Raw genomic sequence first — 11,176 nt, forward strand, 5'->3', positions numbered from 1 at the left:
GGAAATAAAGAAGACGTGGCGTCAATCAGACGCCACGTTCGTGGTTCACATTAGGTTCGCGAGAAGGCGATCAGAGCGGGGTGGTGTCCATGCCGAACCATTTTTCACTCAGCTTCTTGATGGTGCCGTCTGCTTTAGCCTGGTCGATGGCTTTATCAAACATGGCTTTCAGCTCAGGATCGCTTTTACGCAGGCCGATGGATGAGCCGCTGCCCAAAATGCCGCCGATAAACTGTGGGCCAGCCATCACGATTTCGCCGTTTGATTTGTCAGCGGTATTTTTCATGTAAGGCGCTGAGCCGATAACCAGATCGACGCGACCAGCCTTCAGATCCAGATCGTGCTCTTGCATGGTTTTGTATTCGCGTACGGTCATCATGCCTTTGAAGTATTTATCCAACAGCGTGCTGGCGATTGAGGCAGACTGTACGCCAATGGTTTTGCCTTTCAGCAGCGGGCGCAATTTTTCCACTTCAGCGATGGCAGTGGCTTCATCTTTCTCATTGAGAGAGAAACGGGTACCCAGATCCGGCAGCGACGCCAGCGGGCTGGATTTCAGTACGGCAAAGGTTTGGCCCGCCTGCGTGTAGGGCTGGCTGAAATCGATCACTTCACGGCGCTTCGGCGTGGCAGACATGCCGGAGATGATGGCATCAAACTTACCGGCGTTCAGCGCCGGAATGCTGCTGGCAAAGGGCTGCACCATGATTTCGCATTTTACCTTCATGTTGTCGCACAGCACTTTGTACAGTTCAATTTCCATGCCATCCAGCGTGCCGTCTGGCTTGGTGAAGTTGTACGGGTGGTAAGCACCTTCAGTGGCGATGCGCACGGTGCTCCAGGTTTTACCGGCTTCTGCCGCAGCATTGAATGACGTAGAGAGTGCGCCAGCCAGACAAAGTGCATAGGCGGCGGCAGCGAGTTTGGTTTTTATCATTGAGGTGTCTCCTGGTGGTTGTCTGTTGTGTTCTTAATCGTAGCGTTCTGTTACCAACTGGCAATAAACTGGCGGAAGCGGGCCGACTGGCTGGCAGTAAACATCTGTTCCGGTGTGCCTTGTTCCTCGATCTCTCCCTGATGCAGGAACACCACACGGTTAGAGACTTCGCGCGCAAAGTCCATTTCATGGGTGACGACCAGCATGGTCATGCCTTCATCAGCCAACTGGCGCATCACGCGTAATACCTCTCCGACCAATTCCGGGTCCAGCGCTGATGTGGGTTCATCAAACAGCATCACTTTGGGTGACATCGCCAGCGCACGTGCAATCGCGGCACGCTGTTGCTGACCGCCGGAAAGGTGGGAAGGGTAGTAATGACGTTTATCCGCCAGCCCAACCTTCTCAAGCAGCTGCTCTGCATGTTCTTTGGCGTCCTGCGGGGCGCGTTTTAGTACGTGGATCGGCGCTTCAATCACGTTTTCCAGTACCGTTTTGTGCGACCACAGATTGAAGTTTTGAAACACCATACCGAGTTGGGTACGAATACGGTCGATCTGCTTCGGGCTAGCCGGACGGTTTTGCCCTTGGCGATTCACTTTCATCGCGATGGTTTCGCCGCCCACAATAATCTCGCCCTGATCGGGGATTTCAAGCAGGTTGGTACAGCGCAGCAGGGTTGATTTACCCGAGCCGGAAGAACCCAGAATCGAGACGACCTCGCCCTGACTGGCTTCAAATGAGATCCCTTTCAGGACTTCCAGTGAGCCGAAACGCTTGTGAATGTTGCGCAGGCTGATAGCGGCGGTACTCATGATGGGTTTCCTTTCATATTCTTAACTTCAGCCAGCGACTGCGGTGTGCGCAGATACGGCGTCATACGGTGTTCAACAAAAGCCAGCAGGCGGGTGAGCACCAGATTGATCAGCAGATAAATGGCACCCGCGACCAAAAACACTTCCAGCGCGCGGTAGGTTTCCGCAATCAAGCGTGCCGCGATGCCAGTGATTTCCATCAGCGTGATGATGGAGGCAAGCGAGGTGGATTTGATCATGGAGATCAATTCGTTGCCGTAGGCCGGTAGTGCCTGGCGAATGGCGAGCGGAAACACGATGCGGGTGAATATTTTCCAGGATGGCATACCACAAGCGCGTGCCGCTTCGATCTGCCCGGCGGGCACCGAGAGCAAACCACCGCGAATGATTTCGCTGGCGTAAGCGCCGGTGCACAGCGTCAACGACAGCAGCGCACACCAGTAAGGCTCACGCAGTATCGGCCACAGGATGCTTTCTCGCACCCAACTGAATTGCCCTAAACCGTAGTAGATAAGGAACAGTTGCACCAGTAGCGGTGTGCCACGGAAGAACAACACATAAAGACGTGCGACTGATTGCAGCAGTCGGTTGCCAGAAAGCTGCATCGCGGCCAGCGCCAAGGCTAAAAAGAAACCGAGCAGCACCGATCCCACCGCGAGTTGGAGCGTAAGCGGTACGCCGGGAATAATTTCCAGGAAGGTTTCGTAGAAAAAAGTAGCGTCCATTACCGTCTAACACCCCGCGAATAGTGTGCCTCCGCGCGGCGCATCAGCCAGCCGGAAAAAATTGAAATCAGCAGATAAATCATGGCGGCAGCCATGTAGAAATCAAACGGTTTGCCAGTAGAGCCTGCCCCCGTTTGTGACTGGGTCAACAGTTCTGCCACGCCGGTTACCGACACCAGCGCCGAGGCTTTCAGCACCAGTTGCCAGACGTTGCCGAGCGCGGGAATGGCATGGCGCAGCAGCAGCGGAATAATAATGCGGCGCAGACGCAGCAGGGTCGGCATGCCGCAGGCTTTAGCGGCTTCTATCTCGCCTTTGGCTACGGCGTAGAATGCGCCGCGAAACACTTCAGTTTGCTGTGCCCCTGAGGAGATGCCGACGGCAATGACCCCGGCGATATAACCGGGAAAACCGATAAAACCGTTGTGACCAAACAGGCTTGCCAGCAGCGTCAGTGCAGAGCTACCGCCAAAGTAGAGCAGGAAAATAATCAGCAGATCGGGAATGCCGCGTGTCACGGTGGTGTAGCATTCCGCCACAAAGCGAAGTGGCCGATTGCCCGCTATTTTTGACCAGGCACCGAGGGTGCCGATGAGTGCGCCTAATAAAAAACCGCCTACTGCCAATGCCAGGGTCATTCCGGTCCCCATCAGCAGCAATCTTCCCCAGCCATTCTCACCGAAACTGATGAGTTGCCAAAATGTCATTTGTTCCACGTATTACTCCAATTTTCTTTTTGCAGGCATTGCTCCGCGCGCGGCCTGAACGCTGCGGGTGACCCTTGACCGGGCTCCCTTGCATTAAGCAGAGAACGTGGTAATCAAAGCAATATTCAGGCCACGTTTTTATTATTGTTGAAACGATTAATTATGCATATAAATTGCTTATTAATCAGTATTTCATTTTATTGTTTTGGTGACGACTCACACTTTAGGGGCAGGTAGCCGCTGAAAACGCCATGTCAGCACCAATATGGTGCATTACGTTGCACCTAATTGGTGCTTTGTGTGATTTTGGTGCGGTGTTCGTGCTGTCTGTTACCTGGTCACCCTTCTGCGCAGGCTTACCGCCTCGACGATGATCGTCAAACTGAGGTTAACGGCGATTGTGCAGCACACCAAAAGTAACGGCATTATCCTCGCGTATTGTGCGGGTAATCCCAACCGTTGGTGATGTTGTTCACAGGTTTATGGGCGTTTGCACAAATATTTACGCCGAATTTTCTGCATTTGAAAGAAATTGCCTAATGACTCACCAAGTTGTAACACCAATAATTACAAATAATAAAACGATATTTTTATTTAATTAATACATCATTTCTTTTGTGATCGCGGTCTCAGTCGCACTGGCTGAGGGGCGATAGTACAAATCGGGTTTGTCGCTCGCCGTCGGCCTGAACGTTGTTTTTTCTATGTTATTGAATTTCAAGGTAGGTATTCGCGTGAAAATAGAATCCATTGATGTCACCGTTTTTACGTATCCCACTCGTCGCGTGTCCGACAGTGCGGGGCATTCGCATCCAGGAGAAGAAAATCAGGCCAAGATGGCTCTCTTGACGTTGACCACCGACGATGGACATCAGGGCTATGCATTTGCACCACCCGAAGTGGTTCGTCCCCATATTATCAACGCGTTCTTTCGCAAGGTGTTGATTGGGCAAAACCCGTTTGACAGAGAACGGCTGTGGCAAGATCTGGTGCATTGGCAGCGCGGCAGCGCCAACCAACTGACCGATCGCGCCATCTCTATCGTGGAATCTGCACTGTGGGATCTGCAAGGTCGCTTCCTGAATATGCCGGTGCATAAACTGCTGGGCGGTTTCCGTGACAAAGTGCCTGCTTACGGCAGCACCATGTGTGGTGATGAGCTGGAAGGCGGCCTTTCGACGCCGGAAGAGTACGGCCAGTTTGCCGAGAAACTGGTGGCGCGCGGCTATAAGGCGATCAAGCTGCACACCTGGATGCCGCCGGTGTCTTTCGCACCCAGCCCGCAGATGGACGTGAAAGCCTGTGCTGCTGTGCGTGAAGCGGTAGGCCCGGATGTCTGCCTGATGCTGGATGGCTACCACTGGTACAGCCGCAGCGACGCGCTTTACATTGGCCGTGAATTGCAAAAGCTGAACTTCACCTGGTTTGAAGAGCCGATGGAAGAGCAGAGCATGGCGTCCTACAGCTGGCTGACCAAGAGCCTGGATATCGACGTCATCGGGCCGGAAAGCCTGTCAGGTAAATACTTCAGCCGTGCCGATTGGGTGAAAGAGGGAGCCTGTGACATTCTGCGCGCGGGCGTGCAGGGCGTAGGTGGCCTTTCTCCGACCATGAAGGTCGCTGCGTTGGCAGAAGCCTTTGGTATGGATTGTGAAATCCACGGTAACGGCGCGCCGAACCTGAACGTGGTGGGGGCTATCAAAAACTGCCGTTGGTATGAACGCGGTCTGCTGCATCCCTTTATGGACTATGAAGAACCTGCTGCTTACCTCAACAGCATCATCGACCCGATGGATGACGACGGCTTTGTTCACTTGCCGCAGCGTCCGGGCCTGGGTGAAGACATTAACTTTGATTGGATCGAGGAGCATACGCTGAGTAAAGAATAATCGCAGTAATAATAATAAATAGCAGTAATAACAAAGCAGTACTGAAAGAAAGAGCCCTTACAAAATAACAGTATCGTCTTCCATTCTTCACACCTGGAGAAGCTAAATGAAAGCACGAGCAATAATCCGTACCCTGCTACTGAGCTGTTTCTGTATGGCCGCAACACCGGCCTTGTTGTCTGCAAAAACGCCCGACGATCAACTGATCGTCGGGATGAACATGAACAACATGCTGTCCCTCGATCCCGCCGCGATGACCGGCAACGAGGTGGTCGGCATTATCGTCAACCTTTACGACTCGCTGGTCGAGCTCGATCCTGAAAACCTCAGCCGCGTGCTGCCTTCGCTGGCGAAAAGCTGGGAGATCAGCCCAGACAACAACCTGATCACCTTCCATTTGGTGGATAACGCCAAATTCCACTCCGGCAACCCGGTCACTGCCCATGATTTTGCCTGGTCGATGAAACGGTTGTTGACCCTTAACATGGCGCAGGCTACCACCTGGAAATCCTACGGTTTTACGGCAGAGAATGTCGAAAAACTGATCCGCGCCAAAGATGACAAAACGGTAGAGATAGAACTGCCCAAACCGAACGATCCCAAGCTGGTTATCTATTCCCTTGCCACGCTCGGCAGCGGATCGGTGTTGGATAGCAAAACCGTCATGAAGCATGAGAAAAACGGTGACTGGGGTAACGGCTGGTTGACCACCAACGAAGCCGGTTCCGGTCCGTTCAAGCTGGATGTGTGGCAGGCGAAAGACGTGCTGCGCGTTAACCGTGCCGACGGTTACTGGCGCGGTGATGCCAAAATGCGTCGGGTGATTTTCCGTCATATGACGGAATCTCAGGCGCTGCGTCTGATGATCGAAAAGGGCGATATCGATGTGGCGACCGGAATGTCGGTGCCAGACATCAACGCCCTGAAAGCGAACCCGGATGTGAAAGTCGAAGAGGTGAAGAAAGGCACGCTCTATTACGTTGCCATGAGCCTGAAGAACGAGGAATTTGCCAAGCCGAAAGTGCGTGAAGCGGTGCGCTACCTCATCGATTACGACGGTATCAACAAGACCGTGATGCCAGGCTATGGTTTCTATCACCAGCGCCCGATTCAAGCAGGTATGGATGCCACACTGCCTAATCCCGGTTACAAACTGGATGTGCCGAAGGCGAAAGCATTGCTGGCGGAAGCGGGCTATCCGAACGGTTTTGAAACCACGCTGCGGGTGCTGTCCGATCAGCCTTTCCTCAATCTGGCGACGGCGGTGCAATCCACGCTGGCACAGGCCGGTATTCGCGCCAAAATCATTTCCGGCACTGGCAATCAGGTTTACGGCGCGATGCGCGATCGTAAATTTGACATGCTGGTCGGGCGCGGCGGCGGCGGGGTCGATCCCCATCCGCACTCCAGTCTGCGATCCGTGGTGTATAACCCGGATAACAGTGACGAAGCCAAACTCACCAACTTCCAAGGGTGGAGAACCTCTTTCTACGATGCGCAATTGAACGAGATGATCGATCAGGCGCTGCTGGAGAAAGATCCCGCCAGGCAGAAGCAGCGCTATGCCGAGATACAGGACCGTTATGAGGCGCTGTATCCGGCCATCATTCCGGTCTCGCAGATGGTTGATTCCGTGGTGCAACGCAAAGATGTTGTAGACTTTGTGTCACATCCGTCATCGACCACCCGCTTGTATCTGGTGCACAAGCAACGCTGAAGCCTGAGTAAAGCGTGAGGGCGTTTCCCCTCACGCCGTCATCCTACGAGGTAAGTCACGGCATCAGCGGCGCTGAAGGTAGCGGCGCGGATGCCGGACGGGGAGAAAGAACATGGTTTTCTCTGATTGGCTCAAACCGGGGGCATTACCCTATCGCATAGCCAAGCGGCTGTTACAGGTTGCCTTCACGCTGTTTGGGCTGTTGATTCTGACCTTTATTATCGGTCGGGTCATGCCGATCGATCCTGTATTGGCGATCGTCGGTCAGGATGCTGACCAAAGTACCTATCAGCAGGTCTATCAGCAGCTAGGCCTGGATAAGCCGCTGTATGTTCAGTTCGGTATCTACTTCAATTCACTGCTGCACGGTGATTTGGGCAATGCGATGCTCACCGGTCGTCCGGTGGTGGATGACATTATCCGTGTGTTCCCGGCAACGGTTGAACTGGCGACGATGGCGATTATCGTCGGTGCCGGGTTGGGCGTGCCGCTCGGTGTGATGGCGGCGGCGCGGCGCGGCAAGCTGGCGGATTATATCGTGCGCTTTATCAGCCTGGCGGGTTACTCCACGCCAATTTTCTGGGTCGGCATGATGGGGCTGTTGGTGTTTTACGCCTGGCTCAACTGGGTCGGCGGCGCAGGGCGCGTGGATATGGCGTGGGATGGCATGGTGGAAAACCGCACTGGCTTATTGCTGGTGGATTCCTTGCTGGCGCGCGAGTGGGCGGTGTTCTTCAGTGCCCTGAACCACCTGGTGTTGCCGGCCACTATTCTCGGCTTCCATTCGCTGGCCTACATCAGCCGTATGACGCGCAGCTTTATGCTGGCACAACTGTCGCAAGAGTACATCATCACCGCTCGGGTCAAAGGGTTGTCTGAGTTTCGGGTGGTTTGGGCGCACGCGTTTCGCAATATTCTGGTGCAACTGCTGACGGTCGTCGCGCTGGCGTATGGCTCATTGCTGGAAGGCGCGGTGCTGATTGAAACCGTGTTCTCCTGGCCAGGCTTTGGTTCCTATCTGACGGGCAGCCTGTTGCTGGGGGATATGAATGCGGTGATGGGCTGCGTACTGCTGGTGGGGTTGATTTTCGTCACCCTTAACCTGCTCTCCGACATGTTGTATCAAATCTTCGATCCGAGGACCCGCGTATGAGTATGTCTTCTGAACCGGTAATCGGCTCCTCGCCGGAAGCCAAAAATGGGCGAACTCGAGTGCGTGGCGCGCGCCTGTTCAACTTCCTGCGCCTGCTGGCGAAAAATCCACTGACGGCCATTGGTTCGCTGATTGTGCTGTCGCTGATTGTCATCGCCATTTTCGCCCCTTGGCTGGCAACGCACGATCCCTTAGTACAAGACCTGGCAAATGCCCTGCAAGCACCGGGGGCAGCCCATTGGTTTGGTACCGATGAGTTCGGGCGCGATGTGTATAGCCGTCTGGTGTATGGCTCACGCATCACGCTGTACATCGTGGCGCTGGTGTCGGTAACCGTTGGTCCCATCGGCTTGATGCTGGGCGTGGTGGCGGGCTACTACGGCGGCATCGTCGATACCATCTTAATGCGCATCACCGATATCTTTATCTCCTTCCCCAGTCTGGTGCTGGCACTGGCGTTTGTTGCCGCCTTGGGGCCAGGGTTAGAGCATGTGGTGATTGCCATTACGCTCACCGCTTGGCCGCCTATCGCACGTCTGGCGCGTGCAGAAACGCTGTCACTGCGTCAGGCCGATTTCGTTTCTGCGGTAAAACTGCAAGGTGCATCGTCGCTGCGCATTCTGGTGCATCACATTGTGCCGCTGTGCCTGCCTTCGGTGATTATCCGTATCACCATGAACATGGCGGGCATCATTCTGACGGCTGCCGGGCTTGGCTTTCTCGGATTAGGCGCTCAGCCGCCCGATCCAGAATGGGGTGCCATGATCTCTGCCGGTCGTCGCTACATGATGGAGTGCTGGTGGTTAGTCACCATTCCTGGGTTGGCTATTCTGATGAACAGCCTGGCGTTTAACTTTCTCGGAGACGGCCTACGTGACATCCTCGATCCCCGCACCGAATAAGGGTGCAACCCAGGGCGCGCCGCTGCTGGAGGTGGAAAACCTCAAGGTGAGCTTCGTGAACCACGGCGCAGTGACGGATGCCGTGCGCGGCGTCTCCTTTAACCTCGGTTGTGAGAAGCTGGCGATTGTCGGCGAATCCGGCTCGGGTAAATCAACGGTCGGGCGTGCGTTGCTGCATCTGCACCCGCGCAGCGCGCGGGTGACGGCCGACAGGTTGCGCTTCGGCCAGACCGACTTGCTCACTATCTCTGAAGCACAGATGCGCCAGATCCGCGGTAAGCGTATTTCCATGATCATGCAGGATCCTAAGTATTCGTTGAATCCGGTGGTATGCGTTGGCGATCAGATTGCTGAGGCCTATCTGGCGCACCACAAAGTGTCAGCGCGCGTGGCGAAAGAGAAAGTCATGGCGATGCTGGATGTGGTGCGTATTCGCCAGCCGGAGCGCGTATACGCACTCTATCCGCACGAAGTCTCCGGCGGTCAGGGGCAGCGCATCATGATCGCCATGATGTTGATCACTGAGCCAGAGATCGTCATCGCTGACGAACCCACCTCGGCGCTGGATGTGTCGGTGCGTTTGCAGGTGCTTTCGATGCTGGATGATTTGGTGTCGGAGCGGGGATTGGGGCTGATCTTTATCAGCCACGATATCAATCTGGTGCGCAGCTTCTGCGACAGGGTGTTGGTGATGTACGCCGGGCGCGTTGTGGAATCCATCGCGGCGAGCGATCTCGATAACGCGCAGCATCCTTACACACGTGGGCTGCTCAATGCGTTGCCGGATATCGATCACCCACGCCCGCGTCTGCCAGTCATGCAGCGCGATCCTGCCTGGCTGAGTGAATAAGGAGTGACTATGGGCACACAACATACTGCGGCAATGATCGAGGTGAAAAACCTCAACCTCTCCTTTGGTCAAGGGAACCAGCACAATCAGGTACTGTTTGATGTCAATCTGGCGGTGCGCGGTGGCGAAATCTTTGGTTTGGTGGGGGAATCGGGCTCGGGAAAAACCACGGTGCTGAAATGTCTGGCAGGGTTATTCAACCACTGGCAGGGTGAGCTGTGCATCGATGGTCAACCGCTGGCGCACCGTATCGACAGAGCGCGCTGCCGTCAGGTGCAGATGGTGTTTCAGGATCCCTACGGATCGCTGCATCCACGCCATACCGTTGAGACCATACTCGAGGAGCCGTTGCTGATCCATGGCATTGAGCAGCGCGATCGGCGTATTGATACCTTGCTGGAGAAAGTGGGGCTGGGGCCGCAGTTCCGTCGCCGCTACCCGCACCAACTTTCCGGCGGGCAGCGCCAACGCGTTGCTATTGCGCGCGCGCTGATTCTCGAGCCGCGCGTACTGCTGCTGGATGAACCCACTTCGGCGCTGGATGTGTCGGTGCAGGCAGAAATCCTCAACTTGTTGGCAGAACTGCAACAGCAGGACAACCTGACCTACCTGATGGTGACACACGATTTGGGGGTGATTGCGCATTTATGCCACCGCGTAGCGGTGATGCAGTATGGCCGTATTCTGGAAACGCTGGAGACGGCGGAACTGACACGCTCGACGGAGAAAACGGCCTACACCACAATGCTGGTAGACGCCAGCCGACAGTACAGCCGCGATTTGGCCGTGCGTTCGGAGCGAATGGGGTGATAGTTCGGGTAAAAACCGCATGATGTGCTAACAAGACGGGTCATTTACCCGTCTTTTTTTACGATCGTCGCCGATACTGCACTGGTATGCTATACCTAATGGCCGTAACGTTGTGGCATATCCGTAAGTAAAAAAAAGTAAAAGGGTAGCGTTAAGGAGTGCGGGTATTTACAATCGTTACGCTTTCTTGTAGCCCCCGATCAAAAAGGAATTCTCATGTTCAAACGTACTCTGGTTGCGGCAGCAGCCCTGGTTTCACTGACAATGTTTTCATCCTCGGTCATGGTGTCATCGGCGATCGCCGCCCCTGCCACCACCACGCGCGTTTTGCTAACCACGTCTGAAGGTAACATCGAGTTAGCGCTGGATAACCAGAAGGCACCGGTGTCAGTGAAAAATTTCGTCGAGTACGTTAACAGTGGTTTCTACAATGGCACCACCTTTCACCGCGTCATCCCGGGCTTTATGGTTCAGGGTGGCGGTTTTGTGGATGAAATGAAGCAGAAAGCCACTAACCCGCCGATCAAAAACGAAGCAGATAACGGTTTGCGCAACGTGCGTGGCACCATCGCCATGGCGCGTACCGCTGAAAAAGACAGCGCGACCAGTCAGTTCTTTATTAATGTCGCGGATAACGCGTTCCTCGATCACGGTCAGCGCGATTTTGGCTA

11 protein-coding genes are annotated in these 11,176 nt (G+C 54.7%); 7 read left to right on the forward strand and 4 right to left on the reverse strand.

Annotation, left to right across the window (positions count from 1 at the left end):
* Positions 1-70 precede the first annotated feature (70 nt).
* From J5224_RS09355 to J5224_RS09370, 4 genes are read right to left on the reverse strand one after another with little or no spacing between them, the layout of a single operon-like run.
* Positions 71-937 carry a transporter substrate-binding domain-containing protein gene (locus J5224_RS09355; protein WP_264625113.1) on the reverse strand — a complete coding sequence of 289 codons (867 nt, stop codon included), beginning with the start codon at positions 935-937 and terminating at the stop codon, positions 71-73.
* Between the two features lie 50 nt (positions 938-987).
* The gene (locus J5224_RS09360; RefSeq protein WP_057072961.1) at positions 988-1,752 is read right to left on the reverse strand and encodes an ABC transporter ATP-binding protein; all 765 of its coding nucleotides are present in this window, start codon (positions 1,750-1,752) and stop codon (positions 988-990) included.
* Positions 1,749-2,477 (reverse strand): ABC transporter permease, encoded by a 729-nt coding sequence (locus J5224_RS09365; RefSeq protein WP_264625114.1) that lies wholly within the window; start codon positions 2,475-2,477, stop codon positions 1,749-1,751. Before J5224_RS09365 ends, J5224_RS09360 begins: the two co-directional genes overlap by 4 nt.
* Positions 2,477-3,193 carry an ABC transporter permease subunit gene (locus J5224_RS09370; protein WP_319802427.1) on the reverse strand — a complete coding sequence of 239 codons (717 nt, stop codon included), beginning with the start codon at positions 3,191-3,193 and terminating at the stop codon, positions 2,477-2,479. The genes J5224_RS09365 and J5224_RS09370 overlap by 1 nt, the downstream gene beginning before the upstream one ends.
* Positions 3,194-3,918: 725 nt before the next feature.
* Here J5224_RS09370 and J5224_RS09375 point away from each other — a divergent pair.
* The 7 genes from J5224_RS09375 to J5224_RS09405 all read left to right on the forward strand — a co-directional run.
* Entirely contained in the window at positions 3,919-5,073 is a 1,155-nt protein-coding gene (locus J5224_RS09375; protein WP_264625116.1) for a mandelate racemase family protein, read from the forward strand.
* A 106-nt stretch (positions 5,074-5,179) separates the two neighbouring features.
* Positions 5,180-6,790 (forward strand): ABC transporter substrate-binding protein, encoded by a 1,611-nt coding sequence (locus tag J5224_RS09380; RefSeq protein ID WP_264625117.1) that lies wholly within the window; start codon positions 5,180-5,182, stop codon positions 6,788-6,790.
* A 112-nt stretch (positions 6,791-6,902) separates the two neighbouring features.
* On the forward strand, positions 6,903-7,943 hold the full coding sequence (locus tag J5224_RS09385; RefSeq protein WP_264625118.1) for an ABC transporter permease: 1,041 nt from the start codon (positions 6,903-6,905) through the stop codon (positions 7,941-7,943).
* The gene (locus J5224_RS09390; RefSeq protein ID WP_264625119.1) at positions 7,940-8,845 is read left to right on the forward strand and encodes an ABC transporter permease; all 906 of its coding nucleotides are present in this window, start codon (positions 7,940-7,942) and stop codon (positions 8,843-8,845) included. Before J5224_RS09385 ends, J5224_RS09390 begins: the two co-directional genes overlap by 4 nt.
* Complete coding sequence (locus J5224_RS09395; protein ID WP_264625120.1) at positions 8,817-9,695, forward strand: ABC transporter ATP-binding protein; 879 nt, start codon at positions 8,817-8,819, stop codon at positions 9,693-9,695. The genes J5224_RS09390 and J5224_RS09395 overlap by 29 nt, the downstream gene beginning before the upstream one ends.
* Before the next feature lie 33 nt (positions 9,696-9,728).
* The gene (locus tag J5224_RS09400; RefSeq protein ID WP_264625124.1) at positions 9,729-10,505 is read left to right on the forward strand and encodes an ABC transporter ATP-binding protein; all 777 of its coding nucleotides are present in this window, start codon (positions 9,729-9,731) and stop codon (positions 10,503-10,505) included.
* A 264-nt stretch (positions 10,506-10,769) separates the two neighbouring features.
* Positions 10,770-11,176: peptidylprolyl isomerase (locus J5224_RS09405; protein ID WP_413544659.1), on the forward strand; the 407-nt coding region annotated here is incomplete at its 3' end.

The sequence above is a fragment of the Candidatus Symbiopectobacterium sp. NZEC135 genome (assembly GCF_025962695.1).